Source organism: Algihabitans sp. (genome assembly GCF_965226985.1).
Lineage (GTDB): Bacteria > Pseudomonadota > Alphaproteobacteria > Kiloniellales > DSM-21159 > Algihabitans.
Genome location: NZ_OZ245712.1, coordinates 3,523,546 through 3,549,522, shown reverse-complemented (window position 1 = coordinate 3,549,522; position 25,977 = coordinate 3,523,546). Strand labels below are relative to the sequence as shown.

At 65.7% G+C, this 25,977-nt stretch carries 25 protein-coding genes and 1 other RNA gene; 8 read left to right on the top strand and 18 right to left on the bottom strand.

Features of this window, described 5'->3' with window-relative positions:
• Window positions 1-17: 17 nt before the first annotated feature.
• From pheS to ACO054_RS16150, 6 genes are all read right to left on the bottom strand, one after another.
• Window positions 18-1,100, bottom strand: a complete 1,083-nt coding sequence (gene pheS / locus ACO054_RS16175; protein WP_421707614.1) for a phenylalanine--tRNA ligase subunit alpha — start codon at window positions 1,098-1,100, stop codon at window positions 18-20.
• A gap of 40 nt (window positions 1,101-1,140) precedes the next feature.
• Window positions 1,141-1,509: a 50S ribosomal protein L20 gene (gene rplT / locus ACO054_RS16170; protein ID WP_421707613.1), complete on the bottom strand. Its 369-nt coding sequence runs from the start codon at window positions 1,507-1,509 to the stop codon at window positions 1,141-1,143.
• A 32-nt stretch (window positions 1,510-1,541) separates the two neighbouring features.
• Entirely contained in the window at window positions 1,542-1,742 is a 201-nt protein-coding gene (gene rpmI / locus ACO054_RS16165) for a 50S ribosomal protein L35 (protein WP_421707612.1), read from the bottom strand.
• Window positions 1,743-2,031: 289 nt separating this feature from the next.
• Entirely contained in the window at window positions 2,032-2,553 is a 522-nt protein-coding gene (infC, locus tag ACO054_RS16160) for a translation initiation factor IF-3 (RefSeq protein WP_421707611.1), read from the bottom strand.
• A 160-nt stretch (window positions 2,554-2,713) separates the two neighbouring features.
• A complete protein-coding gene (gene thrS / locus ACO054_RS16155; RefSeq protein ID WP_421707610.1) occupies window positions 2,714-4,699 on the bottom strand; it encodes a threonine--tRNA ligase in 1,986 nt (661 codons plus the stop codon).
• Between the two features lie 151 nt (window positions 4,700-4,850).
• Window positions 4,851-6,074, bottom strand: coding sequence for a glycosyltransferase family 4 protein (locus ACO054_RS16150; RefSeq protein WP_421707609.1), 1,224 nt, complete (start codon window positions 6,072-6,074; stop codon window positions 4,851-4,853).
• A gap of 76 nt (window positions 6,075-6,150) precedes the next feature.
• On the opposite strand from ACO054_RS16150, the gene ACO054_RS16145 reads away from it, so the two are divergent.
• A complete protein-coding gene (locus ACO054_RS16145) occupies window positions 6,151-6,933 on the top strand; it encodes an alpha/beta fold hydrolase (protein WP_421707608.1) in 783 nt (260 codons plus the stop codon).
• On the opposite strand, the gene ACO054_RS16140 is transcribed toward ACO054_RS16145, so the two are convergent.
• Entirely contained in the window at window positions 6,918-7,856 is a 939-nt protein-coding gene (locus ACO054_RS16140; RefSeq protein WP_421707607.1) for an SDR family oxidoreductase, read from the bottom strand. The two genes, ACO054_RS16145 and ACO054_RS16140, sit on opposite strands and share 16 nt — an antisense overlap.
• Before the next feature lie 70 nt (window positions 7,857-7,926).
• On the opposite strand from ACO054_RS16140, the gene ACO054_RS16135 reads away from it, so the two are divergent.
• Entirely contained in the window at window positions 7,927-8,709 is a 783-nt protein-coding gene (locus ACO054_RS16135; RefSeq protein ID WP_421707606.1) for a tetratricopeptide repeat protein, read from the top strand.
• Between the two features lie 48 nt (window positions 8,710-8,757).
• Here the strand turns inward: ACO054_RS16135 and ACO054_RS16130 are convergent, their stop codons facing one another.
• The 3 genes from ACO054_RS16130 to ACO054_RS16120 form a co-directional block, all read right to left on the bottom strand.
• Window positions 8,758-9,432: a glutathione S-transferase family protein gene (locus tag ACO054_RS16130; protein WP_421707605.1), complete on the bottom strand. Its 675-nt coding sequence runs from the start codon at window positions 9,430-9,432 to the stop codon at window positions 8,758-8,760.
• Between the two features lie 32 nt (window positions 9,433-9,464).
• Window positions 9,465-10,436 (bottom strand): DMT family transporter, encoded by a 972-nt coding sequence (locus tag ACO054_RS16125; protein WP_421707604.1) that lies wholly within the window; start codon window positions 10,434-10,436, stop codon window positions 9,465-9,467.
• Between the two features lie 140 nt (window positions 10,437-10,576).
• The gene (locus tag ACO054_RS16120; RefSeq protein WP_421707603.1) at window positions 10,577-10,822 is read right to left on the bottom strand and encodes a DUF6356 family protein; all 246 of its coding nucleotides are present in this window, start codon (window positions 10,820-10,822) and stop codon (window positions 10,577-10,579) included.
• 181 nt (window positions 10,823-11,003) lie between these two features.
• On the opposite strand from ACO054_RS16120, the gene ACO054_RS16115 reads away from it, so the two are divergent.
• A complete protein-coding gene (locus ACO054_RS16115; protein ID WP_421707602.1) occupies window positions 11,004-11,456 on the top strand; it encodes an Lrp/AsnC family transcriptional regulator in 453 nt (150 codons plus the stop codon).
• 42 nt (window positions 11,457-11,498) lie between these two features.
• Here ACO054_RS16115 and ACO054_RS16110 read toward each other — a convergent pair whose 3' ends face one another.
• Together ACO054_RS16110 and ACO054_RS16105 are read right to left on the bottom strand one after the other, a co-directional pair.
• A complete protein-coding gene (locus ACO054_RS16110; protein WP_421707601.1) occupies window positions 11,499-12,557 on the bottom strand; it encodes a homocysteine S-methyltransferase family protein in 1,059 nt (352 codons plus the stop codon).
• A gap of 81 nt (window positions 12,558-12,638) precedes the next feature.
• Entirely contained in the window at window positions 12,639-13,727 is a 1,089-nt protein-coding gene (locus ACO054_RS16105) for a homocysteine S-methyltransferase family protein (RefSeq protein ID WP_421707600.1), read from the bottom strand.
• A gap of 312 nt (window positions 13,728-14,039) precedes the next feature.
• Here ACO054_RS16105 and ACO054_RS16100 point away from each other — a divergent pair, with 312 nt between their 5' ends.
• Window positions 14,040-14,333, top strand: a complete 294-nt coding sequence (locus ACO054_RS16100) for a hypothetical protein (protein WP_421707599.1) — start codon at window positions 14,040-14,042, stop codon at window positions 14,331-14,333.
• A gap of 81 nt (window positions 14,334-14,414) precedes the next feature.
• Here ACO054_RS16100 and ACO054_RS16095 read toward each other — a convergent pair whose 3' ends face one another.
• From ACO054_RS16095 to ACO054_RS16085, 3 genes are all read right to left on the bottom strand, one after another.
• On the bottom strand, window positions 14,415-15,746 hold the full coding sequence (locus ACO054_RS16095; protein ID WP_421707598.1) for a glycine cleavage T C-terminal barrel domain-containing protein: 1,332 nt from the start codon (window positions 15,744-15,746) through the stop codon (window positions 14,415-14,417).
• Window positions 15,747-15,976: 230 nt separating this feature from the next.
• Window positions 15,977-16,912: an FAD-dependent thymidylate synthase gene (gene thyX / locus ACO054_RS16090; RefSeq protein ID WP_421707597.1), complete on the bottom strand. Its 936-nt coding sequence runs from the start codon at window positions 16,910-16,912 to the stop codon at window positions 15,977-15,979.
• A 12-nt stretch (window positions 16,913-16,924) separates the two neighbouring features.
• Complete coding sequence (locus ACO054_RS16085; RefSeq protein WP_421707596.1) at window positions 16,925-17,923, bottom strand: ornithine cyclodeaminase family protein; 999 nt, start codon at window positions 17,921-17,923, stop codon at window positions 16,925-16,927.
• Between the two features lie 70 nt (window positions 17,924-17,993).
• On the opposite strand from ACO054_RS16085, the gene ssrA reads away from it, so the two are divergent.
• Together ssrA and ACO054_RS16075 are read left to right on the top strand one after the other, a co-directional pair.
• Window positions 17,994-18,392, top strand: a transfer-messenger RNA (tmRNA) gene (gene ssrA / locus ACO054_RS16080).
• A 78-nt stretch (window positions 18,393-18,470) separates the two neighbouring features.
• The gene (locus tag ACO054_RS16075; RefSeq protein ID WP_421707595.1) at window positions 18,471-19,040 is read left to right on the top strand and encodes an SspB family protein; all 570 of its coding nucleotides are present in this window, start codon (window positions 18,471-18,473) and stop codon (window positions 19,038-19,040) included.
• A gap of 2 nt (window positions 19,041-19,042) precedes the next feature.
• Here ACO054_RS16075 and ACO054_RS16070 read toward each other — a convergent pair whose 3' ends face one another.
• Window positions 19,043-19,258, bottom strand: coding sequence for a hypothetical protein (locus ACO054_RS16070; protein ID WP_421707594.1), 216 nt, complete (start codon window positions 19,256-19,258; stop codon window positions 19,043-19,045).
• A 246-nt stretch (window positions 19,259-19,504) separates the two neighbouring features.
• Here ACO054_RS16070 and fumC point away from each other — a divergent pair, with 246 nt between their 5' ends.
• Together fumC and ACO054_RS16060 are read left to right on the top strand one after the other, a co-directional pair.
• On the top strand, window positions 19,505-20,923 hold the full coding sequence (gene fumC / locus ACO054_RS16065; protein WP_421707593.1) for a class II fumarate hydratase: 1,419 nt from the start codon (window positions 19,505-19,507) through the stop codon (window positions 20,921-20,923).
• A gap of 56 nt (window positions 20,924-20,979) precedes the next feature.
• Window positions 20,980-21,213, top strand: coding sequence for a ribbon-helix-helix domain-containing protein (locus ACO054_RS16060; protein ID WP_421707592.1), 234 nt, complete (start codon window positions 20,980-20,982; stop codon window positions 21,211-21,213).
• Between the two features lie 81 nt (window positions 21,214-21,294).
• On the opposite strand, the gene ACO054_RS16055 is transcribed toward ACO054_RS16060, so the two are convergent.
• Window positions 21,295-22,155 (bottom strand): hypothetical protein, encoded by an 861-nt coding sequence (locus ACO054_RS16055; protein ID WP_421707591.1) that lies wholly within the window; start codon window positions 22,153-22,155, stop codon window positions 21,295-21,297.
• 21 nt (window positions 22,156-22,176) lie between these two features.
• Window positions 22,177-25,959: an AsmA family protein gene (locus ACO054_RS16050; RefSeq protein WP_421707590.1), complete on the bottom strand. Its 3,783-nt coding sequence runs from the start codon at window positions 25,957-25,959 to the stop codon at window positions 22,177-22,179.
• Window positions 25,960-25,977: the final 18 nt, after the last annotated feature.

Genomic DNA, 25,977 nt, shown 5'->3' with positions numbered 1-25,977 from the left:
GCTTGTCCCGCTCCGCCCTACAGCCCGCGCACTAGGGACGGCGCCTCAAGCGGCACGAAGCCGTAGTGGCGCAGCCAGCGTAGGTCGCTGTCGAAGAAGGTGCGCAGATCCGGGATGCCGTACTTCAGCATGGCGATCCGCTCGATGCCCATCCCGAAGGCGTAGCCTTGGTAGACCTCGGGATCGATCCCGCAGTTCCGCAGAACCTTGGGATGCACCATGCCGGAGCCGAGGATTTCCAGCCAGTCCCCGCCTGCACCGATCTTGAGTGTTCCGCCCTCGCGCGAGCAGCCGATGTCGACCTCGGCCGATGGCTCGGTGAAGGGGAAGTAGCTCGGCCGAAAGCGGACCGGCAGATCGTCGATCCCGAAGAAGCTGCGGCAGAATTCGATCAGCGTGCCCTTGAGGTGGCCCATGTGGGTCTTCTTGTCGATCACCAGCCCCTCGACCTGATGGAACATCGGCGAGTGAGTGGCGTCGGAGTCTGCGCGGAAGGTGCGGCCGGGACAGATGATCCGGATCGGCGGCTCGACCTGCTGCATGGTGCGGATCTGCACCGGACTGGTATGGGTGCGCAGCACCAGCGGTGCTTCGCCCTCCGCCCGCGGCGGCAGGAAGAAGGTGTCGTGTTCCTGGCGGGCCGGATGCTCCGGTGGAATGTTCAGGGCATCGAAGTTGTGGAAATCGTCTTCGATGTGCGGCCCTTCGGCGACCGAGAAGCCCATCTCGCCGAAGATCGCGACCAGTTCTTCGATGGTCTGGCTGATCGGGTGGATGCGGCCCACTGAAAAGGGTCTGGCCGGCAGGGTAACGTCAATCGTCTCGCCCGCCAGCCGTGCTTCCAGCTCCGCTTCGTCGAGCGCCGCCTTGCGGGCCTCGATCGCGGCGGAGACGGCCTCCTTCACAGCGTTCAGCCGTTGGCCCGCGTCCCGGCGCTCATCGGGGGAAAGGGCGCCCAGACCCTTCATCAGCTGGGTGACGCGGCCCTTCTTGCCCAGCGCGGCAATACGCGCGTCGTCCAGCCCACGACTGTCGGCGACGCCCGCGATTTCCGCGAGCAGCTCGTCCTTCAGTGCGTCCAGACTGGTTTGGTCGAGCATGCCGGCCGCCTTCTTGCGGGCTGAGGCGTCTTTGTGCGCCTTAGGCCGAGGTGCGGGCCGCCTTGGCCTGCGCGACCAGCGAGGCGAAGGCCTCCGGCTCGTGCACGGCCAGATCCGCCAGCACCTTGCGGTCGACCTCGATACCGGCCTTGTTGATGCCGTCCATGAAGGTCGCGTAGGTCATGGCCTCGTCGTTCAGGCGCACGGCCGCGTTGATCCGCTGAATCCACAGGCTGCGGAAGGTGCGTTTGCGCACCTTGCGGTCGCGATACTGATACTGCAGCGCCTTTTCGACGCGCTCGATCGCGACGCGGTAAACGTTCTTGCCGCGGCCGCGGTAGCCCTTGGCCAGCTTGCGGACCTTCTGGTGCCGCGCGTGAGCGGTCACACCGCGCTTGATGCGTGCCATCTGTCTTTACTCCTCGGGCGGGACTGAACCGATCAGTCGTTCGGCAGGAAGTTCTTGCGGACGATCTTGGCGTCGGCAGACGCCAGAATCATGGTGCCGCGAGAGTTGCGCAGCATCTTCTGAGACCGCTTGCGGTTGTTGTGGCGCCGGAAGGCAGCACTGGCCCGCACTTTGCCCGAGGCGGTGAGGCGGAAGCGCTTCTTGGCTCCGCTCTTCGTCTTCATCTTCGGCATTTCGTCCTCATTGTATCGTCGTTTGCGTAGGACCCGCGATCTCATGGACAGACGTCGCATGGGAACCGGGCCGGCCGAGCGACTGGGCATGCCGTAGCCGCGCCGCTCGCAGAAAGACCCGCGGCCGCACCGCAGTGCGGCACGGCCGTCGGGAGCGCGGGTTATAGCTCCGCACCTCCTGCGTTGCAAGGGGCGGGGCGGAGCCTCGGAAGACGTCGCCGGCCCGACATCTGAAGATCAGTGACGAGGGCCGTCGTGCTTCGCACAAAAGGCGAAGGGCCGCTTCTGTTTAGCGCGGCGCCAGGATCATGATCATCTGGCGTCCCTCCATACGGGGGAACTGCTCGACCTTGGCGATTTCCTCGACTTCGTTCCTGACCTTATTGAGCAGGTCGAAGGCCAAGTTCTGGTGGGCGATCTCGCGACCGCGAAAGCGCAAGGTGACCTTTACCTTATCGCCTTCGCCAATGAACTTGTTGATCGCCCGCAGTTTCACGTCGTAGTCGTGCTGATCGATGTTCGGGCGCATCTTGATCTCTTTGACCTCGATGACCTTCTGTTTCTTGCGTGCCTCGTTGGCCCGTTTCTGCGCCTCGTACTTGTACTTGCCGTAGTCCAGGATCTTGCAGACTGGCGGGTCGGCCTGAGGTGCGACCTCGACCAGATCCAGGCCCGCGTTGTCCGCGCGGTTCCGCGCGTCCTCGATACTTACGACGCCGACGTTCTCTCCGTTCTCGTCGACCAATCGCACCTGCGGCACCCGAATGTGCTCGTTGGCGCGCGGTCCGTCGCGGGTGGGCCCGCTATCCATGGGTGGTCTGCGTATGGAGACTTCTCCTACTTCCGTGTCGTTGAATTAGGGCGTACATGCCAAGTGTAGACCGCCGAGCCTTGCAGCGGTCTGTATATCTGCCGATTGCAGCGGATCTTTTTCGAAACGCGAGGAGCTTCCTCGACTCAAGGCGTCCCCGTCACTCCGCAACAGCCGCAGTCCCGGCAACCGCCAAAGGTTCGACCGACGAGGTTTCAGCCTCGGGTTCGGCCAGGTCCGGCGCGATCGCTTCCCGGCAAAGTCTAGGGATCGCCTCAGACAGCGCAAGCACCTCTTGCGACTGCCCCCCCAAACGGCGCAGGGCGACGGCCCCTTCCGCCGCTTCGCGGGCGCCGACCACCGCGATCACCGGAACCTTTCGCAGGCTGTGTTCGCGAACTTTGTAGTTGATCTTCTCATTGCGCAGGTCGACCTCGGCCCGCAAGCCGGCCTTGCGAAGCGCCGCCAGAACCTCCATCGCGTAGTTGTCGGCGTCGCCGGTGATGGTGGCGACCAGAACCTGAACCGGCGCCAGCCAGAGCGGCATGCGCCCGGCGAAGTGTTCGATCAGGATGCCGGTGAAGCGCTCCAGGGAGCCCAGCTTAGCGATGTGCAGCATCGCGGCGCGGTGCCGTTCGCCATCCTGGCCGATATAGGTTGCATCAAGTCGTTCCGGCAGGTTCATGTCGACCTGGACCGTGCCGCACTGCCAGTCGCGGCCGATGGCATCGCGCAGCACGAACTCCAGCTTCGGCCCGTAGAAGGCGCCTTCACCCGGGTTCAGTTCGTAGGGCTGGTCCATCTCCTCCAGCGCCTCGCGCAGGTCGGCCTCCAGCCGATCCCAGACGGCATCCGACCCGATCCGCTTCTCCGGCCGGTCGGAGAACTTGATCCGGACGCCGTCGAAACCGAAGTCGCTGTAGATATCGAGGATCAGCTGCGTAGAGGCCTGCACCTCCTGCTTGATTTGCTCCGGCGTGCAGAAGATATGCGCGTCGTCCTGGGTGAAGGCACGCACGCGCATCAGTCCGTGCAACGCGCCCGACGGTTCGTAGCGATGCACCTTGCCGAACTCGGCCAGGCGCAACGGCAGCTCGCGGTAGCTGCGCAGACCCTGATTGAAGATCTGCACGTGACCGGGACAGTTCATCGGCTTGATCGCAAAGGTGCGGCCGTCCTCGGTCTGGGAGGTATACATGTGCTCATGATAGGCCTCCCAATGTCCGGAGGCTTCCCAGAGCGAGCGGTCCATGATTTCGGGAGCGTTGATCTCCTTGTAGTCACCACAGCCGTTGCGGCGCCTCATGTAGTCGATCAACTGACTGAACAGCGTCCAGCCGTTCGGATGCCAGAAGACGGCACCTGGCGCCTCCTCCTGGAAATGAAACAAGTCCATCTCGCGGCCGAGCCGTCGGTGGTCGCGCTTCTCCGCCTCCTCCAGCATGTGGAGGTGCGCTTTCAGTTCCTTCTCATCGCGCCAGGCGGTGCCATAAATGCGCTGCAGCTGTTCGTTGCGCGCATCGCCCCGCCAGTAGGCGCCAGACACCCGCATCAGCTTAAAGGCATGGCCTAGGTGCTTGGTCGTCGGCAGGTGCGGGCCGAGGCAGAGGTCGAGCCAGTCGCCCTGACGATAGATCGTGATGATCTCGTCGCGCGGCAGGGTTTCTATGTGTTCCGCCTTGTACTTCTCGCCCTGTTCCATGAAGAAGCGGATCGCCGCGTCGCGCTCCCAGACCTCGCGCTGGAGGGGCAGTTCGCTATCCACGATCTCATGCATGCGCCGTTCGATCTTCTCCAGATCGTCGGGCGTGAAGGGCGCCTTGCGCGCAAAGTCGTAGTAGAAGCCGGTCTCGGTCGCCGGACCGAAGGTCACCTGGGTGCCGGGAAACAATTCCTGCGTTGCCTGGGCCATGATGTGGGCCGCGTCGTGGCGCAGCAGATTCAGGGCTTCGTCGGATTTGCGCGTGACGATTTCGAGAACCGCATCGGTCTCGATCTCACGCAGAAGGTCGCGCAGCTCGCCGTTCACTTTGACGGCGATGGCGGCCTTGGCCAAGCCGGGGCCGATCGACTCGGCCACCTGAAGGCCGGTGACCGCGCCGTCGAACTGCTTGACCGATCCATCGGGCAGGGTAAGAGCAACCATTTGCCAGGCTCTCGTTTAACGTCAGTTCGCGAGTATAACATCTGCTCAGGTAGGGCGGGGAGGCGCACATTAGAAGGAATCGAAAGTCAGTCAAGGAAGGCTGCAATGCGGCGTGCCCGGCACGGCGTGGCTGACGGCCCGAACGGACGGGTCAGGCAGGGGTGCTGAGCCGCTGGATTTCGAGGTCGTTCAGCACCTCCCGATAGACGGCGAGCGTTCCGTTACACATGGCATCCTTCGAGAAGTGAGTTCGCACGCGTGCGATCGCCCGCTCCGCTAGAGCACGGCGCGCATCCTCATCGAGGGTCAGTGCCTCCCTCAAGGCCTCGGCCAAGGCGTCGAGGTCGCCCGGCGGATAGACAAGGCCGGTCTCGTTGATCAGCAGCTGTTCCGGGGCGCCGCCGTGATTGCTGGCGACGACCGGACGGCCCATCGCTTGCGCCTCCCCGACCACGCGGCCGAAGCCCTCCGGGTCGGTCGAGGCGGAGACCACGACGTCGCTCAGCATGTAGGCGGCGGCCATGTCGTTGCAGGGTCCGGCGATCATCGCCTTGGCTTCGAGTTTCAGGCGACGGATCAGGCTCTCCAGCTCCTCGCGGTAGGCCGTTCGACCCTGATCGTCGCCGACGAGGACCAAAAGAAAGTCCTGGTCGGTCAGCTTTGCGGCGGCCCGCAGCAGATCGACCTGCCCTTTCCAGCGTGTCAGACGACCGGGCAGCAGAATCACCGGCAGCCCGTCGGGCAAGCGCCAACGCTGTGCAAGCTGAATCACCCGCTCCGGCGAAACCCTGGCCGGATCGAACACCTCCAGATCGACGCCGCGATGCACCAGCCGCAGGCGGGCCGCATCGATCCCGTAGGTGCGCTGTACATGCTGTCGGATGAAGTCGGAGATACAGATGACACGCGCACCGCGCGCCATGACAGAATTGTAGAGTTTCTTGAACGGCAGGTTGAGCGCGTAGGGTGCGTGGAAGGTCGTCACAAAGGGGCGGCCGGTGCGTCGCGCGGCCCAGAGGGCTGACCAGGCCGGCGCGCGGCTGCGCGCATGAACCAAGTCGACACCCTGGGTTTCGATGAGGGTTGCCAAACGTGTGGCGTTACGCCGAAGGGTGATCGGGTTCTTGCTGGCGAGCGGCAGCTCGATATGGGTGGCGCCAGTCCGTTGCAGGGCATGAACCATGGCCCCACCAGCCGAGGCGACCAAGGCGGTTCCGCCGGCGCGAACGATGGCGGCGGCAATGTCCAGCGTGCCGCGTTCGACCCCGCCGGTCTCCAGTGCCGGGAGGACTTGCAGAACCACCGGTCGGCCACTTTCGCTTCGCGGGACGCCGATGCTACCGTCTGTCTCGCTTGCCTGCAGATTAACCGTCATTTTCCGTCATTCTTCAAAAAGGCGTGCCGCGATGATTGACGCGCCTGGGACTAAAACACCTGCGAGTAAAGGACCTATGAGCGAATCGCCAGCCGACGACGCCCCCGTTCCCTCGTTTCTAGAGCGCGACGGCGGCCACCGCCTTGCCTACCACAAGACCGAGGGAGAGGCGCCAGGCGTCGTTTTCCTCAGCGGCTATATGTCGGACATGACCGGAACCAAGGCGATTTGGCTAGAGTCGCAATGCCGCGCGCGGGGGCAGGCCTTCCTGCGTTTCGATTATTTGGGCCACGGCCAGTCCTCCGGCGCGTTCGAGGAGGGAACGATCGGGCAGTGGATGGCGGACGCGGTTGCCGCTCTCGATGCCTTGACCGAGGGGCCGCAGATTCTGGTCGGCTCCTCGATGGGCGGTTGGCTGATGCTACTGGCGGCGCTCGCCCGGCCGCAGCGGGTCGCCGGACTTGTTGGCATCGCCGCCGCGCCTGACTTCACCGAGGAGCTGATGTGGCAAGGCTTCTCGCCGGAGGTGCGAAACACGTTGGAACGCGAGGGTGTCTATCGCAAGCCCAGCCCTTACGGTGATCAGCCCTACACGATCACACGCCGGCTGATCGAGGAGGGGCGCGACCACTTGTTGCTTGGCGGTCCCATCTCGCTGACCTGCCCGGTGCGCCTGATTCACGGCATGGCCGATCCGGACGTACCCTATCAGGTGTCGCTGCGCTTGGCCGAGGCTCTAGCTGGCGACGATGTCGAGGTTTCGCTGGTGAAGACCGGGGAGCACCGACTGAGTGAGCCCCAGGATCTGCAGCGTCTCGGCGAGAGCCTGCGCGCGCTTTCGGATCAGGTGCTGGCCTGACTCTCGGCGGCCCGGGTTTCGGCCTCCAGCACGGCGCGGAAGCCCTCGCGGTAGGTCGGATAGTGTAGGGCGACACCAAGATCCTGCTTGATGCGCGCGTTGGAGACCCGCTTGCTGTCGCGGTAGAAGCTGCGCCCCATCTCGCTCAGCTCCGCCTCTTCGAAGGGCACAAGCGGCGGCGGTTCGATGCCCAGAAGGGCGGCGGCGTAGGCTGTCACCTCCGCCGGGTTGGCGGCTTCGTCGTCGCAGAGGTTGTAGGCCGTGTCCGGTTTCGGTCGCTGCATGGAGGCGTGCAGCACCTGGACGATGTCGTCCAGGTGAATCCGGTTGAAGACCTGGCCCGGTTTGTCGATGCGGCGGCTCCCGCCGTCCCGCAGGTTGCGGAACTGACTGCGCCCCGGCCCATAGATTCCAGCGAGTCTGAAGACATGAACCGGTAGCCCATGGTCTTCGTAGAGACGCCGCCAGGCGCGCTCCGCATCCACGCGGCGCTGTCCGCGCTCGCCGGTCGGCGTCAAGGCCGAGGTCTCGTCCACCCATCCGCCCGCCCGGTCGCCGTAGACTCCGGTCGTCGAGAGATACCCGACCCACCGCAGTTCCGACAGAGCGGCGATATCCCCGAAGTGCGCCTCGATCACAGGGTCCTCGCCTGAGCCTGGCGGAACGGAGGACAGTAAGTGCGTGGTGCCTGCCAAGGCTGCCATCGCATCCTCCAGGGGGCGTCCACGGTCGAAAGTGAAGACCTCCAGCGGTCCGTAGCGACGGTCTTCGGTCAGGCCGCGGGCCTTTTCGGCCGAACGGACCGTCCCGGCGATTTGCCAGCCCTCTGCCGCGAGACAGCGGATCAGCGCCAGGGCGCTGTAGCCGAGGCCGAAGCAGAAGAGCCGTTTGGCGGGAGGGGCCTGCGGGGAGGTACTGGACATGGCTAGATAGAATGGGACGGTTTCGCCGTCTCGCCAAGGCCAAGACCGCTATGCTATACCGCCGTTTATGATGAGACGTTTTGTCCTTTTCGGTCTCTTGGTTGGGGGCGCGCTGTCGCTATCGGTTCTGCAGTTCGCGCCTGCTGCCGCGCAGCAGATCGACGCGGAGCAGGAGTACATGGCCTGCCTTCAACTCGCCCGAACCGTTCCGGAAGAGGCGGAGTCCAGCGCCAAGGCCTGGGAGGAACAGGGCGGCGCCGGCCCTGCTCGCCATTGCCGTGCTGTTGCCCTGGCTCGGCTTGGCCGTTTCGCCGAGGCGGCGGAGATGCTGGAGGCGCTGATCGGCGACATGCCCCAAGGCATGAAGGCCGGGCTGCTCGTTCAGGCCGGGCAGGCTTGGTTGATGGCGGACGATGCCGAGCGCGCCTATGGCGCCCAGACGCAGGCGCTTGAGTATCAGCCCAACGACGTGGAACTATTGATCGACCGCTCCATCACCCTTGCGGGGCTCGGCCAGTTCTGGGAGGCGATCGACGATCTGAACCGGGCCAGTGACCTCGCCCAGAACCGGGTCGGCGTCTACATCTATCGCGCAACGGCCTATCGCTTCCTCAAGGTCTACGATCTCGCGCTAGAGGATGTCACCCGTGCGCTGCAGTTGGACCCGAACCACCCCGAGGGGCTGATGGAGCGCGGGATCTTGCGCTATCAGGCCGGCGACCTGTCGGGGGCGCGGGAGGACTGGCAAGCCGTGCTCGGCGTTGCGCCCAACACGCCGGCCGCCGTTGCCGCGCGAGAAAACCTCTGGCGCATCGAAAACGGCGGTGCGGCGGCTCCGGCGCCAGGCGGTTGACAGCCGGAGCGCCTGGGCTTCCAACGAACCTTAAACTGTTAGACTGGTCTAGAAATCCAGATCGGCGTAGTGGGCCGGCGGCGGAAAGCCGGGGATCAGGTCGGCTAGGATCGGCCGCATGGAGGGGCGCGATTTGATGCGTCCGTACCAGTCCCTGGCACCCGCGTGATCGTCCCAGGGCACGCAATCCAGATAGTCCAAGCAGGAGATATGGGCGGCCGCGGCGAAGTCGGCCAGGCTCAGGTCCTCGCCGGCGAGCCAGTTCCGCCGGTCGCTCAGCCAGCCGATATAGTCGAGATGGTAGTGGATGTTCTGATTGGCGGCTCGGATCGCCGAGGAATCCGGGGTGCCGACGCCGAGGAAGCGCTTCATGACCTTTTCCTCGATCATGAGGTCCGAGACCTCGCGCGCGAACTTGCGGTCGAACCAGGCGACCAGCCGGCGCACCTCGGCGCGGTCTAGCGCCGTTGCCCCCATCAGGTTCTCGCCGACCTCGGCATAGGCTTCGTTCAGGTACTCGGCCAGCACCCAGGCGTCGGGGATGCTGCTGCCGTCTTCCTCGATGAGAACGGGCACCTCGCCGGCGGGATTCAGCTGCAGGAATCCCTCCCGCCGTTCCCAGGTCTTCTCCGCCTTCAATTCGACCTCCACGCCCTTTTCGTGGAGCAGGAGGCGAACCTTGCGACAGCCAGGATCGAGCGGCAGATGGTAGAGGGTGCGCATGGGCTGGGCGTTACCCCCTGCCTGCCGCGCCGTCAAGCATCCTCGGACGACGCGACCGCGCCGCCTCCTCGCCGGGGCCCGAACCGGCGACCGCCTCTGGCCAGGACAAGCAGCAGGCCGGCGCCGGCGATCATGGCCATGCCCAGCAGGGTCGCGAGACCCGGGATCTCGCGGAACAGCAGAAAGCCCCAGATGGCGGCGAAAAGCAGGTAGCTGTAGTCGAAGGTCGCAATGGTTTGCGGCGGCGCCGACTGATAGGCCTTGGCGAGGGCGAGGTGGATGATGACGTTCGCCGTCGCGAGACCGCCCAGGACGCCCCATTCGCGCCAGGCGACCGGCACCCAGCCGCCGAGCAGAAAGGGGTTGAGCGCGACGGTTTCGGCGGACGGCTGAACCACCGCCAGCAGGGCGGTCATGGCGCCGCCGCAGAGAATGAAGCAGAAGTTCAGCGCGAGCGAGAGGGACAGGGCGGTCTCTTCCAAGCACTTCCCGCGCGTCAGGATGTTGGCCAGAGCGTAGAAGACCGCGGCCGCGATGGGGACGAGCATCGCGGACGAGAAGGCGTCCGTTCCCGGCCGCAGGATCACAAGGACGCCGGCGAAGCCCAGCAGGATCGCGACGATCTGACGGCGCCCCACCCGCTCGCCGAGCAAGAGTGCCGCGAAGAGCGTGATGAACAGAGGGCCGGTGTAGTAGGCGGCCGCGACGAGGGACAGGTCCAGGAACGGCAGGCCGGCATAGAAGGCGATGTACATCGCGACCAGCAGGGCCCCCCGCAGTAGAGCCCAACCAAGGACCTTGGGACGCAGATGCGCCGTGTCCGCCAGCAGGAAGGTGACGGCCACCAGCATCGGGATCGCAATGAAGGACCGCAGCGTATAGATCTGCCAAAGCGGCAGGTCGGAACTGACGTACTTCACCACGGCGTCCTGGAGCGCCATGGTGAAGACGGCACTGACGATCAGAAAGATCCCCAACCCCGAGCGGGACTGGGGCCCGCTCACGGGCCCTGGCACGGACCGACCCTCATTTCACGGCTGCGCGCGCGAAAGGCGGCAGTTCCGAAGACAGGCTAACCGAAAGCCGTTCTACGGGAAAACCGGCGAGATTACTCGGTGGCGCCAGACCACGTTGTGGCGTCGGATTATTCAGCGGCGACCGTCGTCACCCGGGCGCTCGCCTGTGCGGCGCGCGCGCTGCGCGGCCCCATGCGGGCCTGCAGGTCTTGCACCACGCGGCTGCCGGTGGTGACGAAGAGGAAGGGCAAGACGGCATGGACCAGACAGGCCAGTCCGCCCAGGACCATGGCCAGACCGAAACCGGCCGCATGTTGGGCGTGCGTGGCGTAGCTCTCCCCCACGGCTTCGGGGTGTTCGGTGAAGAGTCGCATGCCTCTGGTCCTCTTGCGCGTTGGCGACGGATATCCTGCAAACCTGAAACCCAATTCTAGGCGGCGACTCCTGAAATGTGCTTGCGAAGCTCTGACGTTTTCGGCGAGTTTTGCGTAGATTTTTCCTCAAAAAGCTTTTTTGGGTAGAATTTTATTCTATCAATGTGTGGAGATGTGAAAGTTGGATGCTGTCGATCGCCGGATTTTGGCTGAGTTGCAGCGCGATGCGGCTCTGACCAATACCGATTTGGCGGAACGGGTCGGACTGTCGCCGACGCCCTGTTGGCGTCGGGTCAAGCAGTTGGAGGCCAGCGGCCTGCTGCGGCGGCGTGTGGCCTTGCTCGACGCCTCTGCGTTGGGGCTCGGCACCACGGTCTTCGTCGCCGTCAGAACCCAGCATCACACCGCCGAGTGGCTGGACCGCTTCGCGCAAGCCGTGTCGGCCTTCGACGAGGTGACCGAGTTCTACCGCCTGTCGGGCGAGATCGACTATCTGCTGAAGGTGGTCGTGCCGGACATCGCAGCCTACGACGCCTTCTACAAGCGCCTGGTCGCGGCGGTCGAACTCAGCGACGTCTCCTCCTCCTTCGCCATGGAGGAGATCAAGTACACCACAGAACTCCCCCTCGGATGACTGAAACGCCAGTCCGTAGGGAAGCAGCAACTTGGGCTGCGGCTACAGTTCGGTGGCGCGGGCGCGGTTGCGTTCGGTGACGTCCGTGTTACTGCTGCCGGAGGTCCCGAAGAAGGCGTGCCGGGTCATGTCCGGATCGTAACGGCTTGCCTCCGGCTGCCGCCCCCAGGCCTGCGCCATGGCGCGAACGTGATGGGGCGCGCCGCCGCAGCAGACGCCGATGTAGCGCAAACCGAGATTCCAGCAGTCCGTGGCGAAGGCGCCGACCTCGTAGCGATTGCAGGTGAAGGGGTCGAGCGCGGTCGGGAAAGGCCGCTCACCCGGAATGCAGCCGCAGCCCGGGTCCTCGAGCGACTGAAAGGTCGGATGGGCTGCGTCCGTGCGGTAGGGGACGGGCAAGGCGGCGATGTGGCAGGACACGGCAAGCCGCAGTTCCTGCACCAGGGACAGCATGGTGGCCGGTCCGCGCATGCAGTTGAGCCCGACGACGTCCGCGCCGGCCTGCTCCAGGCGTTTGGCGGCCTCGATCACCGGAACGCCGTCCCACAGCACGGGGTCGCGGTGGGCCGAGAGGGTGACGACGGCCGGCAGGCCATGCGCCTTGATCACCTCCAGTGCCGTCTCCGTCTCGCCGAAGTAGTCGTTGGTTTCGGAGACGATGAAGTCGACGCCGGCTTCGGCCGCCCAGCCGATCTGTTCCTCGTACATGGCGCGCACGTCGCGCTGGGACTGCAGATCGCCGGGGCTCCAGTGGTTCGTGTTGCAGACATTGCCCGCGACCAGGGATCCGAATTCCTCGGCGACCTGGGTTGCGAGCTTCAGGGCCTCACGGTTTAGGGGTTCCAGCAGGTGCTCCTTACCCACCAACCGCATCTTTTCCCGGTGGCCGTAATAGGTGAAGGCGAGAACGACGTCGGAGCCGGCATGGGCGAACTCCCGATGTAGCCCTTGCACGACCTCGGGATGGTCGAGGACGACTTCAGGGACGAAGGGGCCGGCCTGGACGTAGCCGCGCCGCTCCAGTTCGAAGAGATAGCCTTCGGCGCAAATTACGCCTTCGGCTTCCAGCCTGTCGTGCAGGCTCCTGACCGATCTCGTCACTGTCCCTCCTTCTTCTATTCCAGATCTGCTGTTCGTTTCGGGTCTGTCCTCGTTCGTCGATCCTGTTCAGGCGGTGTCAGCTTACAGTCGGCTGCCGGCCGTCATATTGCCCGCATACTGACGATTATGTTGCTTCAAGGAGGCATGATCGCCAAGCGCATAGTGCTTGCTCATATCCGGACTGTACTTGCTGGCCTCGGTGCTGCGGCCCAGGGCCTCTGCCATTGCGCGCACATGATGCGGGCCGGTTCCGCAACAGCCGCCAACGTAGCGGACACCCAAGTCTTTGGCCTGCCTTGCGAACTCTCCCATTTCAAAACGGGTGCAGACGAAGGGGTCGAGACCGACCGGGAAGGGAATGCCGCCGGGAACCTGTTCCGGGTAGGGCATGGCCGGGTCGCGCAGAGCGCCAAAGGTCGGTTGCTCGGCCGTAGTGCGATAGGCGACTGGGAAGGCGCAGACACGGTTCGCCGGGACGCTGCCGACGATCTCCTCGACCAGCGGCATCATGGTGGCGGGTCCGCGATGGCAGTTGACGCCGATCACGTCCGCACCGTGGTCGAGGACGACCTTGCAAGCCTCGGCGATGGAACCGTCGAAGTCGCGTAGGGTGCCGCTGCGGTGGACCGCGAACCCAAGGACCAGCGGCAGATCGAAGTCTCGTGCGACCTCCACCGCGATCTTCGCTTCGCCGAGATAGGCGATGGTCTCGCAGACGATCAGATCGACGCCTTCTTCAATGGCCCAAGTGAGCTGCTCGGTGAAGATGCCGCGCACCTCGGCCTCGCTTTTGGCATCGCCCGGCTCGAAGATGTTGGTGTTGCAGATGTTGCCGGCGAGGAAGCAGTCCGGATGGCGTTCGACCACACGTCGGGCGATGCGGACCGCCTCCCGATTCAGCGGTTCGAGCAGATCTTCCTTACCGATCAGCCGCAGCTTCTCGCGATGGCCGTAGTAGGTGAAGGCCAGCATGATGTCAGCTCCAGCGCGAGCGAACTCGGCATGTAGCTCCTCAAGCGCCTCGGGATGCTCAAGTACCACCTCGGGTACAAAGGCGCCGGCCTGCAGATAGCCGCGCCGCTCCATTTCGAAGAGGTAGCCTCCGGCGTGCAGAACCGGATCGTCGCTCTCCAGCCGGTTCAGGAACGCACGACTCTTCTCACCGCTCATCCCGCTCTCTCCATCGTCATCGTCTGTTTTGGCAACTCGGGCTTGATCGCCGGCTGCGCGCATCGACCTGGATCGCCGGGCGCGACGATCCGCTCAGGCCTTTCATTTAGCCGCAAAGAGACGGGGCTCGGTTGCCTGAAATCGACGGCTAGTGACGCGAAAAGTCGCGATTTGGATTGAGGCGGAGGCCGGTCGGAGGACGATTTTCGCCAGGATTGGTTGTCGCTTATTCGAAAGAAGCGTCGTGATTTGACCAAAGACCGCGAGCAGCTATATTCATTCGGTGCAAAAACGACGTTGGTGAGGTCGTAAATGAGCGAAAACATACTGCGTTTTCCGACCGAGCGTTGCCGAGGCGGGCTGCAGTCGCTGCTCGCTCAGGCCTATCGCTTCGCAGCAGAGCATCCCCGCTTCGCCTATGCTGGGGTCGATCGCGCACCGGGTCTCACGACACTGATGTTTCGCGACCTGGGTCCCGGCCGGGATGGCGGCTTCAGCGCGCACGTCCGCGAAGACGGCGTGGCTCATGCCCTGGATGCGGCCGGAGGGTTTCTGGCCGGAGGCAGAACTCTGGAAACGGTGCTGGCTCGGGTCGCTGGGCGCTAACGTTTTAGCACCAGAAAAAGGAACCCCCGCCGTTCTCGACGGCGGGGGTTGCTTCTCGGATTTCCCAGACTTGGCCGAAGTCTAGAAAGCTGCGTCCCGGCCTTCCGCCTTGGCGATCTCCCGGGCATTCGGATTGACCGAGGGGCGGAAGGGCATGTCGACGATCTCGGCCTCGACCGGCTGCCCAGCCGTCTCCGCGTAGCGGTCGGGCAGGTGCACCTTCAGCCGCGTGCCCAGCGCCGACTGCGTGACCGGGACGTAGCCCATGGCGATGTTTCCGCCCAGCTCCGGCGAATACCAGGGACTGGTGACATAGCCCAGCGGATCGCCGCCGGCCTCCCCGGAGATCAGCCAGAAGTCGTTGGCGTAGTCCTCGATCGGCTTGCCGCCGAGCCGCAGGCCGACGAGGGTCTGCTTGTAAGGCGGGTTGCCGGCCTCTAGCTGCGCGCGCACCTCCTCCAACTTCGCCTTGCCGATGTAGTCGGCGGTTTTGAGACGAGGAACCTGATAGCCGAGGTTGCACTGGAACGGCAGGGTCTCCGCGTCCAGGTCCTGGCCCCAGGAGAGGATGCCGGCGGCGATGCGGCGATGATGTGCCGGGGCGATGACCATCAGGTTGTGTTTCTTGCCCGCCTCCAGCACCGCGTACCACATGTCCTCGGCGTAGAGCGTCGCGTCGCGCAGGTAGATCTCGTAGCCCTTCTCGCCGGAGAAGCCGGACTGGGAAATGACCACGTCCCGGCCGCCGACCTTGGCCTCGAGCAGGCCGTAGACCGGTACGTCCCTGATGACATCGCCGACCAGGTCGGCGAGCAGGGCCTCCGACTTCGGGCCCTGGATCTGCACCGGCGAGACGTCGATCTCGTTGATCTCCACGTCGAAGCCCTTTCCGACGTTAACGCCCTGCAGCCAGAACATCAGATCGCTGTCGGAGAGGGAGAACCAGAACTCGGTCTCGCTGAGACGCAACAGGACCGGGTCGTTGAGGATGCCGCCCTGTTCGTTGCAGAGGATCACGTACTTGCCGTGCATTGGCTTGATGCGCTTGGCGTCGCGGGTGATGACGTAGTTGACGAAAGCTTCGGCATCCGGGCCGATCACCTGGATCTGCCGCTCGACGGCGACGTTCCACATGGTCACGTGATTGACCAGCGCGTCGTACTCCACCATGGCGCCACCGTCCTCCGGCCGAACGTAGCCGCGCGGGTGGTACATGCGGTTGTAGACCGTGGCCCGCCAGCAGCCGGCCTCCATGGATAGATGCCAGTAGGGCGACTTGCGCACGCGCGTGGAAATCAGCATCTCGACCGGCGTGGGGCCGGACTGACGCAGGTTGATCGGAACCTTGCGGTCGGACTGGTCGACGCCGGCGGGCATGCGGGCCGTGGTCTGGCTGGAGGTGGTTTGGGCCATGATCTGCAGCGCTCCTCTCGGGCAGCGGTCTTTCGGGGCAAGGGGTCGAGCACGACCGACGACGCGAGCGACCCTGCGGAAAGACTGCGATCTGCCGTCTGGGGCGATTTTCCGATAAACGACGCCTGGTGCAGGGGCTGCGACCCGCGAATTCCATGGGCGACCGGCTTTTTGGAGAAAGCGACAAGGGCGCCCGAGAAACTGTCCCGAAGGCGTCGGACGCGGGATGCTCAGTCGCGTTCGAGGACCGTCATGAGTTCGCGCCATTCGCGCGGCGAGAGGCCGGAGCCCTCCTGCGCTACGGACTCGCCGGCCAGCAGGCGCTTGACCACGGCCAGACCGGCCGCCGAAAGCTGAACGCCGCCGACAGCGTAGTCCTGGAAGGCCTGGTAGGTGATCGGCACCCAGCGCTTGACCACCTCAAGCATGGCGTCGGCGTAGGCGCGGATCTCGTACTGGGCGTGGCTGTCGGCCCGCAGCGACAGGAAGTGCAGCAGGTTGTGCAGGTCGATTTTCCAGTACCATTGGGTATAGGTCGACAGCGGCAGGGTCATGCGGGCCAGTTCGCGCGCCAAACCCTGGCGGTTCGGATCGCTTGGCTGACCGTCGGGTCCCTCGTTCAGCATGGACTCGTAGTGACCGAAGGCTTGCTCCGCGTCGTCGCGCAGCCAGCTCAGCACCTCCGTCGCCTCCTTGCCCTCCAGCACCGCGCCGCGGCCCTGGCGGTTGGCGGTCGATTGGGCGGCCAGATGCTCCGGCGCCGGCGTGTAGAACTCCCGGTCCAGGATTGAGTAGCGGGCCGAGTACTCGTTCACGTTGGCGGTGCGATGGCGGATCCACTGGCGCGCCACGAAGATGGGCAGCTTCACGTGGAACTTGATCTCGCACATCTCGAAGGGCGTGGTGTGGCGGTGGCGGAGCAGATAGCGCAGCAGCCCCTCGTCGTTACGCAGCGACTTGGTGCCGCGCCCGTAGGAGACCCTGGCCGCCTGTACCACGGCGGCATCGTCGCCCATGTAGTCGACCACGCGCACGAAACCCTGGTCGAGTACTGGAATGGCTTGGTAGAGCACCTCCTCCAGCGCCGGCGCGACGGGTCGCAGGGTCTGGCGCGTCTCGGCGCGCGCCTCTTCGATTTCGGCTTGTTGTTCGGGTGTCAGGCTCATGGTGTTCGGAACCTAGCGCGGCGGTCCCGAGTCGGCTAGAGCCGCTGCGTGATCGAGGCCGCGCTCGCTTCGATCCTCCTGCCATAGCCCAGCGATGACCTTCGCGGTCATGAGATCCAGGTGGGCGCCGCCGCCGTTCTTGTAGAGGGTGATCGCCTCGGGTCCTGAGCGGCCGGCTTTGCCAGCCGCCAGATCCGGCAAGGCGCCCCTGATGTCGGCCTCCGAGATGACGCCGGCGGCCAGCGGGATAGCCAGCTCGCCGATGTCGTGGATCGCGGTCTCGCGGCTGTCCACGAAGATCTCGGCCTTGGTGATCAGGGCATCGTCGGCCTCGCGCATGTCGGGGCGAAAGGCGCCGATCAGATCGACATGGCTGCCTGGCTGCACCCAGTCCCCATGCAGGACCGGCGCTGTCGCCATGGTGGCGCAGGCGATGATGTCGGCGTCCCGCGCGGCGGGTTCCACCTCCTCCACCGCACGAACGCGGACCGGACCCGATTGATGGAGGTCGGCAAGTCTGGCCGCGTTGGTCGCCGTGCGGCTCCAGATCTCGATCTCGCGAAGGTCGGGAAAAACCTCGCCATAGGCTTCGATCAGGGAGGCGGCGACCACGCCGGAGCCCAGGATCAGAAGTCGCCGGGAGTCCGGCCGCGCCAGCAGCCGGGCCCCCAGAACCGAATCGCCGGCCGTTTTCCATTTGGTTACCAGGGGGCCGTCGATCAGCGCCTTGAGGCTGCCGTCCCGATCGTCGAACAGCAGGACCAGGCCCTGCACTGAGGGTAGCGGCGGGCGGCGGTCTGCGTTGCCGGGAAACACCGTGACCGACTTGAGCGCCAGACCGGTGCCGTCGAGCCAGGCCGCCCTGGTCAGGCAGGCGTCGTCGCCGCGCCGCAGCAGCAGATCGCCGATTTTCGCCTCCGGGCCGCGATGGCCGGCTTCGATGGCGTCGGCGATGGCGGTCCAGGTCAGCCGCTCCTCGACGGCGGCGGCATCGATCAGGGGAATCTGCATGGACATCGGATCTCGTCTGATGGAGGGGGGCATCTGGTGGCGGCTGCGGTCGAAGAAGGCCGTAGGACTGGACCTTTCACCACACAGCCAAGGGTCTTATACTCTTTTCCTGCCGGGCAACCGGCTATGGCGCTAAACGGGCTAACGGAATAAGCGCAGTGGACCCGGGGGCAGTACCCGGCGCCTCCACCAGTTTACCGGCCCGGGCGGTTGGTCGCGGTAGGCTATCGCAACCGGTCGCCCGGTCCGTCTAGGGGGGCGAAACAGGATCGACACGCGTGGTAAAGGCTGGTTCGGCGCTCGGCATGGTACCGCCGTTATCGGGCCGTTCAATACGTGCGAACGACAACTTCGCTGAGGCTCGTGCTGCCGCGTAAGCGGTTTCACGAACCACGTATTTAAAGCCCTTGAGGTCTAAGCCCCTCAAGGCGGGGTTCGGGGCGCACCCGTCAACAAGAAGCGCCCCACTTTTAACGTTCGCCGTCTCGCCCTGCCCCGTCGTTGGACCCCTGACCGCCTCTAAGACCTGCCACAGAGACACTGCTTTATGACGACGTCCGAAGACTTGATGCGCTACGACCAGTTGGTCGAGGAAGCCATGCGCGGTGTCGTACGTGCAGCCTTGGAGCGGGCGGCCGAGGAAGGGCTGCCCGGCGAGCATCACTTCTACATCACCTTCCGGACCGGGCAGGACGAGGTGGAGATCCCCGGCTGGTTGCGTGAGCGCTATCCGGACGAGATGACCATCGTTCTGCAGCATCGCTTCAGCGATTTGGAGGTCGACGATCAGGGCTTCGGCGTAACGCTCAGCTTCAACGAGGTTCCGGCACGTCTGCTGGTGCCCTATGCGGCCATCGCCGCCTTCGCCGACCCGAGCGTGCGTTTCGGCTTCACCTTCGCGGCCGGCCAGCCGTTCAAGGACTCGGACGGCGAGAGCGGAAACGAGGACCGACAGGATACGGAGACGGACGAGCGGCTGTCGGACGGAGACAGGCTCGGTGCCGAATCGAACGATGCCGATGCGGCGGAAACGGACGGAGAAGGGGAGCCGGATTCCAGACCTGCCGGCGACGAGACCGTGGTTTCCCTTGATCGTTTCCGGAAGAATAAGAGCTAGGCTTAGGCGCCGCTCTTTCCATTGAGGCTTTTTGCACCGAAGGCGCGCGGGTCCCAGCGCTGCGCCTTTTTGGCTGGCGCCTTCTTGGCCTTCGGGCCGGTTTTCCGCATGGTTTGAACGAATTCCTCGAAGCGGCGCTTCATTTCCAGCCGCTCGGCCGGCGTCATGTCCTGGACGCGCTTTCCAGAAAGGTCGCGCTGGGTCAGGTCGTCCTGCATGGTGACACTCCTGGGGCGAACGACGGCGCGAAGATCGCAGAGCGAAGCTTTGCCTCGTACGACGCCTGCTCCCCTCTTCGGCTCTTGAGCAAGGCGGGGAGCTTGACGGCCTCATGCTTAAAAGAGCGTAAAGCCTCGTCCCGAAGTAAGACCGGAAGCGCAGCGCAGAGCCCTCTTCCCGTTGCCGGTAGGCATGCTACAAACCGGCCTCCAGTTCTCAGTCAAGCACGAGAGGCCGCAACAGACATGTCCGCGCAATCGACCGGTGCGACCGCCACCCGCAGCGAATCCGACACCATGGGCGAGGTCCAGGTGCCGGCGGAGGCCTACTGGGGCGCGCAAACACAGCGGTCCCTGCAGAACTTCAAGATCGGCGGCGAGACCATGCCGCCGGCCATCGTGGCGGCACTGGGCGTACAGAAGCTCGCGGCCGCGCGGGTCAACCTTGCGATGGGGCGCCTGCCGGAGGAGATCGGGAAAGCGGTCTGCCAGGCGGCCGAGGAGGTGATCGAAGGCCGGCTGTCCGATCAGTTCCCGCTGGTGGTCTGGCAGACCGGGTCCGGTACGCAGAGCAACATGAATGCGAACGAGGTGATCGCCGGGCGCGCCAATGAGATCCTGACGGGGACGCGCGGCGGCAAGTCGCCCGTGCACCCCAACGACCACTGCAACATGGGCCAGTCGTCCAACGACACCTTTCCGACCGTGATGCACATCGCCTTCGTCAGTCAGATCGCGTCGGAGACCGTGCCGAAGCTAGGCCGCCTCCACGCCGGGTTGGCCGAGAAGGCGGAGGCCTACAAGGACATCATCAAGATCGGCCGCACCCATCTGATGGACGCCACCCCCCTGACCCTGGGCCAGGAGTTCTCCGGCTATGCGAAGCAGCTGGAAAACGGTATCGAGCGGATCGAGCAGGCGCTGCCTAAGCTCCACGAACTGGCCCAGGGCGGTACGGCCGTCGGCACCGGACTGAACGCAGTCGAGGGCTTCGCGGAGGCTTTCGCGGCGGAGGTCGCCAAGATCACCGGCTTCCGTTTCGTGACCGCGCCCAACAAGTTCGAGGCCCTGGCCAGCGAGGATGCCGCCGTGCAGGCGTCCGGTGCGCTCAACAGCGTCGCCGTTTCGCTGATGAAGATTGCGAACGACATCCGCCTGCTCGGCTCCGGCCCGCGCTGCGGCCTCGGCGAGCTGCTGCTGCCGGCCAACGAGCCGGGCTCCTCGATCATGCCGGGCAAGGTCAACCCGACCCAGGCCGAGGCCATCACCATGGTCTGTGCCCAGGTGATGGGCAATCACACCGCCATAACTGTCGCCGGTTCGCACGGGCACTTCGAGCTGAACGTCTTCAAACCTGTGATCGCCTACAACCTGCTGCAGTCGGCCAAGCTACTGGGCGATTCGGCCATCTCGTTCCTCGAAAACTGCATCGCCGGGATCGAGCCGAACGTCGAGCGGATCACCAGCCTGATGAACGAGTCGCTGATGCTGGTCACGGCGCTCAATCCGCACATCGGCTACGACAACGCGGCCAAGATCGCCAAGAAGGCCTATGCCGAAAACTCGACCTTGAAGGAGGCCGGGATCGCACTCGGCCTGCTGACGGCCGAGCAGTTCGACGAGTGGGTCCGGCCGGAGATGATGGTGGGACCGTCCAAGGCCTAGAGAGCGATCGGCGGACCGGGCCAGACTGTCCTGAGAGACCGGATGGGGAGGTCGCGATGAAGAAGCGCTCCGTCGTGATCGCGGGCCATGCCACCTCTCTCACCCTCGAAGAGCCCTTCTGGCAGGCGCTGAAGGAGATCGCGCTAGCCGAGGGCACGACCGTCAGCGCCCTGGTGGAGGCCATCGACGCGCAGCGAACCGAGGCCGGCGAGGCGAACCTCTCCAGTGCCGTGCGGGTCTGGGTGTTCCGATGGGTGAAGGAGGGCCGGGGCGCGGCGACGGTGCAATGATGCGCACCGCACAGCCCAAATAGACAAGCGGGACGGAACAGAGCCGAGAATGGGCCTTCAGGCTCATTCTCAAACAGTCTCTCAGCCGTCGGTCAGGCTCCTGCCGTCCGACAGGCGCCGGAACCATTCGCGCGGCTGGCGCGGTGCCCGGCCGTCGAGATTAGGAGCGCCCCGTCCGGCCGTCAGGTCGCCTTTCCAGATCGTGCGGGTTTCCAGGGAGAAGCGGGTGATGCCTGTCCGGTTCGGCACGCTGGCGTGGAGGTGCGCGGCTGAGAAGGCGACCACATCGCCGATCTCTGGCAGCAAGGGTACGGCCTCCTCTTCGGCGACCGGCTCCAGCGGTTTCGGTAAGGTCGGATAGGCGGCGTCGGGATCGCGGCCTTCTTTCCTGGCGCAGCGGCGCGCGGCCTTCAAGTCCTCCCAGTCCCAGTCGGCGCTGTCGTTGGCGATTGGCCGGTCCCAGTAGCCGGGAAAGAGCGCGAGCGTCCGACCGGGCGTCAGCGGCGTGACCGGCAGCCACCAGTTGACCTGCGCCATCAGGTTGGATCCCCAGCTGTCACGGTGGGCATGCAGGGGTTTGGTGCGGCGGTGCGTTCGACCGAGGTCGGAGGGCTGGCTGCGCAGGTAGAAGTCGTCGACATAGGTTTCGCCGGGATGGCAGCCCAGCGAGGCGAGAAGCTTGCCGAAGGCGTCAGCCGCTTCCGGGTCCTTGCGCCAAGCGACCGTCAGGGCGACCACGCGGTCAAGGAACTCCGCCTCGCTCAGCGCTTGCTGTGCCTCGGTAGGATTCTCCACTTCTGGAAAGCAAGCGCGCAACCGCTCGGACGCCAGAGTCACGAGATCCAGGGCGGCGGGGAGCTGGCGGAAGATCAGCACTTCGCCTGCAAAGAGCCGCGCCCCCCGCTCCGCGTCGCTCAAGGGGGCGTCAAGTTGAACCTGCATGGTGAACCCGCGTGACCGGCGTTACTGGAGACTTCTGAACAGCCCCCTCAGGATCTCCTCGCCCTGTTCGCGCAGCTGGTCTTCCGGCGACGGCTGCTGCTGTGGCTCCGACGGTGTCTGGCCCTCGGCCGGCGCCGATTGCCGATTGCGCTGGAACGGCTGGCCGGAGACCCGCACGTCGGGTTCGTCCAGGGACCCGCTCAGCAGGGCCGTCAGGTAGGGCTGCTGCTCCCCGCCGCGGAAGAGATCCGTGCGCAGGTCGAGCGTCCAAGCGGGCAGGTCGGCGGCGATGCCCTGGCCTCGCGCGACGGCATTGCGGCCAGTCAGGGTCAGGTCGCTGGTACGGACCACACCCCGTTCGATGTCGAAGCTGCCGCTCAGCTGCGCCGGCGTGCCGGCGAAGGCACTGAAGATCGCGTTGACCGTGGAGGTCAGGCCGCGCAGCTCCCGGATCTGCTGGCCGAGAATGCCCAGGAGCACGTTGCCGACTGCTTCCTCGGCGGTTGCCTGGACGGTGATCTGGCCGCCGACGCTGCCTTGGCCGGCAAGGTTGCCGACAAGCTGTGACTCGCTGCGCCCCAGGCTGTTGCCGGTGATCCGCAGATCGAGCGGACCGCTGATCCGTCCGCCGGCCGCGCCTTCGGCCGGAGCCAGTTGCGCGCTGTCGAGTTGCGTCCCCGTCAGATCGAAATCCAGACCGGCGGCGCGGGGGTCGCGAGCGTCGAGCGACATGGCGAGGCGCAGGCTGCCCCCCAGAGCCTGTCCGGTCAGGGCATCGATTTGCAGGAGCGCGTTTTGCAGGCGCAAGGGGATGCGGGCGTTGGACAAGGCCAGATCGCCCTGACTGATCGAGGCGGCGCTCAGGTCGGCGGTCACGTTGAGGCCGGCAAGCGCATCCAGCGGCAGGGGGCCGTCCGACCAGCGACTTGGCGATTGACCGCCGCCGCCGGCCAGGCCGTCGTCCAGTAGCCGATCCAGCGGCACTTGGCCGAGTTGCAGCGTCGTCTGGATCGCCGGTCGCGCGCCGGTCAGGTCGATCGCGGTCTCTCCGGCCAGGTCGGTCGGACCGAGGCGTCCGTTCAAGGCTCCGATCTGGACCTGCAGCGGCGTCCCGCTGATCCGGGCGGTTGCGTTCAGATCGACGCCGTCGCGCAGGGTCTGTTCAACGCCGAGGGCGGTCAGCAGAGGGCCGAGTTGGGGGAGCGCGACGCGCGTGTCGAAGCCGAAGGTCATCTGGGGGCCGGTTAGGCCGCTGGCCGTTCCCGTGCCTTGGATCTCTCCGCCCAGCAGGCCGAGCGTGGTGTCGTAGCTCAGCTCGCCGTCGGGGCTTCCGTTCATGGTGGTGACGAGGTCCAGCCTGCCGAGGCCGGCCAAGGGGTCGGCCGCCGGACCGATCAGCGCCGCGATCCGGGCTCCGGTCATCTCTCGTGCCGTGATGCGAAGATTCTCGAACCGCAAGGTCTCGCCCTGCTGCAGGCGGCCTGCGGCGGCGATGCTACCGCCCAGAGCCTGTCCCGAGAGATCCAGGGTCAGATCGTCGGCGCTGCCGGAAACCGGACCGGAGAGCTGAAGCGCACCCAAGCGGGCGACCGGCGAGTCGGCCAGACCGGCGAGCCGCGCCAGGCGCTGCGTTTCCGAGAGGTCGAGAGACAGGCGCCCGTTTTCGACGGCCGGGTTGCCGGTCGCCGTCCTAACCTGCCCTGCGAAGGCGAGACCGCCCTCGGGGATGCTGGCGCGCAGATCGGTGCTGAAGGTCTCCATGTTGCCACTCGCCGTCCCTTCCGCGGAAAGGCTGCCGAGTTGGGCCAGTGGGCCGGACGCCGGTTGCTCCAGCAGTCGTGCCAGGCGCTCCGTATCGGGGACGTCGAGGCGGAACTGCCCGTCGGTGACCTGGGGTCTTTCCGGAAGTCCGCCGATCACGCCGGCGAAGCTGGCGGAGCCACCCACCAGGTCGCCGACGGTCAGCGACTGCACGGTGATCTCCGCGTCCTTCACCTGCGCCTGAAGGGACAGGTCGTTGGCCTGTTGGCCGGCGTAGGTCAGGTTGCCGACCAGGATGTTGAGGTTGGCGTCGAAGATCTCGAGCGGGTTGGCGGCGGCACCTGCTGTATCCTCCGCACCCTCTGCGCCCTCCGACCCACCTGTGTCGGCCTGGGCGACCTGAAGGTCGTCCGGCCCACCGCCGCCGCCGGATCCGGGCAGGTATCCGTCCAGGTTGATCCGGTCGATGCTGAGACCGGCGCCGAAAGCCGGTTTGGCTCGCCCGAGTGCCAGGTTGATGCCGCCCTGGACGGTGGTGGAGTCGATTTCCAGGACCAGGTCGCTGAGCTGCGCGCGCGCGGGTGTGACGTCGAGCGCTGAAGACAGGGCGGCGCGGCGCAGGCGGTCGTTGGGAACGGGCGGAAGCGCGATCTCCAGCCACTCGGCAAGTCCGCGCAGGTTGTTGCTGGCGGCCTCGAGAGTCCCGGTGAAGCGCGGTGCCTGCTCCTCCGCCGTCAACTGCCCGGCGATCGAGAGGTCGCCACCGGCAGGCAGCAAGGCCACGGCCTGATCCAGGGTCACTGTGCCTTCGGACAGCCGGCCGCCGACCAGAACCTGGCGAACGATCTGCCCGTTGTAGACGGCGGCGTCGACGATCACTTCGAAGCCCAAGACGATGTCGTCGGGCAGTGCGAAGCCGCCAGTCGGCGCTTGGCCGCCGCCGCCGTCGAGCGGTCTGTCGAGCAGGCTGTCCAGATCCAGGCGCGCGATGTTCAGAGCGACGCGACCGTCGAGTTGTGGGGCCAGCGCGATCTCCGCATCGCCGCTGGCGTTGGTCTCGCCGAGGCTCAGCTGGAGATCTTCGAGAGTCAGCCGCTCGGCGGCGAAGGCGATGGCGCCGCTCAGCGAGAAGCTCTCCGCCATCTGGACCGGCAGAGCACTGCCGGGGGCCAGCGCCTCGGCCAAGAGGGTCAGGTTCTCGCCCTCGGTCCGAAGCGTTCCCTCGAAGGCCTGAGCGCTTTGGTCGAGGTTTCCCCGCAGGCTGACCGTGGCATCTCCCGCGTCAGGCAAGGACAGGTCCAGCGCGACCGGGGCCGAACCTGCGCCGAGACGGCCGCTGCGGGTTTCGAAGGCGACGGCCTGACCGCGGGCAACCGCTGTCCCGGAGGCCTCGAAGGGGCCCTGGAGGCTGCCCGCCGAAATCTCGGCGTCGAGCTGCTCCAGGCGTTCCTCCATGCCGGTCGCCAGATCGCGATAGATGACGGTGCCGTTCTCGATCGAGAGGGCATCCAGCCTTATTGCCGGCCCGCCGCCGCCGGGCTGCTCTGCCGCCTCAGGGGTCGCCGGTTCGGGGGTCGCCGGTTCGGGGGCCACCGGCTCCGGTGCCTCGCCGTTGACGGCAGACTCCGGCGAAGCGGCTTGCAGGCCGGCCGGGTCGTCGAACTGCCAGTTGACCCGACCGTCCGGCAGACGTTCCAGGCTGACCGTTGGGGCGACCAGCACCAGCGACTGCACCTGAAGTTCGCCGGACAAGAGCGGCGCGAGGGCAACGCGCACCTCCAGGGCCTCCAGGCTCGCCATCTCAGGCGCCTGACCGCCGGTCAAGTTGCTCAGGCTGACCTGCTCCGCCGTCAGTCGCGGGGTCGGTAGCAGAGACAGGCCCACGTCGCCCGCAATCGTCAGCTGGCGTCCCGTCGCGGCCTCGATCTCCGCGGCGATCCGGTCCTTGTAGGCGTTCCAGTCGACGAAGGACGGCACGACCACCGCCGCGCCGACGAGAAGCACCAACAGAATCGCGAGACCGATCAGGCTTTTCTTAACCAACCGTCGAACTCCTACAGG

Bases quoted from the DNA above. Each gene is read 5' to 3' on its own strand.
- ACO054_RS16060 (WP_421707592.1), top strand. From the start codon at position 20,980: ATGAAGAAGCGCTCCGTCGTGATCGCGGGCCATGCCACCTCTCTCACC.
- ACO054_RS16145 (WP_421707608.1), top strand. From the start codon at position 6,151: ATGAGCGAATCGCCAGCCGACGACGCCCCCGTTCCCTCGTTTCTAGAG.
- rpmI (WP_421707612.1), bottom strand. From the start codon at position 1,742: ATGCCGAAGATGAAGACGAAGAGCGGAGCCAAGAAGCGCTTCCGCCTC.
- pheS (WP_421707614.1), bottom strand. From the start codon at position 1,100: ATGCTCGACCAAACCAGTCTGGACGCACTGAAGGACGAGCTGCTCGCG.
- ACO054_RS16150 (WP_421707609.1), bottom strand. From the start codon at position 6,074: ATGACGGTTAATCTGCAGGCAAGCGAGACAGACGGTAGCATCGGCGTC.
- ACO054_RS16120 (WP_421707603.1), bottom strand. From the start codon at position 10,822: ATGCGACTCTTCACCGAACACCCCGAAGCCGTGGGGGAGAGCTACGCC.
- ACO054_RS16105 (WP_421707600.1), bottom strand. From the start codon at position 13,727: ATGAGCGGTGAGAAGAGTCGTGCGTTCCTGAACCGGCTGGAGAGCGAC.
- ACO054_RS16075 (WP_421707595.1), top strand. From the start codon at position 18,471: ATGACGACGTCCGAAGACTTGATGCGCTACGACCAGTTGGTCGAGGAA.
- ACO054_RS16135 (WP_421707606.1), top strand. From the start codon at position 7,927: ATGAGACGTTTTGTCCTTTTCGGTCTCTTGGTTGGGGGCGCGCTGTCG.
- thyX (WP_421707597.1), bottom strand. From the start codon at position 16,912: ATGAGCCTGACACCCGAACAACAAGCCGAAATCGAAGAGGCGCGCGCC.
- ACO054_RS16100 (WP_421707599.1), top strand. From the start codon at position 14,040: ATGAGCGAAAACATACTGCGTTTTCCGACCGAGCGTTGCCGAGGCGGG.
- ACO054_RS16140 (WP_421707607.1), bottom strand. From the start codon at position 7,856: ATGTCCAGTACCTCCCCGCAGGCCCCTCCCGCCAAACGGCTCTTCTGC.
- rplT (WP_421707613.1), bottom strand. From the start codon at position 1,509: ATGGCACGCATCAAGCGCGGTGTGACCGCTCACGCGCGGCACCAGAAG.
- ACO054_RS16130 (WP_421707605.1), bottom strand. From the start codon at position 9,432: ATGCGCACCCTCTACCATCTGCCGCTCGATCCTGGCTGTCGCAAGGTT.
- ACO054_RS16095 (WP_421707598.1), bottom strand. From the start codon at position 15,746: ATGGCCCAAACCACCTCCAGCCAGACCACGGCCCGCATGCCCGCCGGC.
- ACO054_RS16085 (WP_421707596.1), bottom strand. From the start codon at position 17,923: ATGCAGATTCCCCTGATCGATGCCGCCGCCGTCGAGGAGCGGCTGACC.
- thrS (WP_421707610.1), bottom strand. From the start codon at position 4,699: ATGGTTGCTCTTACCCTGCCCGATGGATCGGTCAAGCAGTTCGACGGC.
- fumC (WP_421707593.1), top strand. From the start codon at position 19,505: ATGTCCGCGCAATCGACCGGTGCGACCGCCACCCGCAGCGAATCCGAC.
- ACO054_RS16070 (WP_421707594.1), bottom strand. From the start codon at position 19,258: ATGCAGGACGACCTGACCCAGCGCGACCTTTCTGGAAAGCGCGTCCAG.
- ACO054_RS16055 (WP_421707591.1), bottom strand. From the start codon at position 22,155: ATGCAGGTTCAACTTGACGCCCCCTTGAGCGACGCGGAGCGGGGGGCG.
- infC (WP_421707611.1), bottom strand. From the start codon at position 2,553: ATGGATAGCGGGCCCACCCGCGACGGACCGCGCGCCAACGAGCACATT.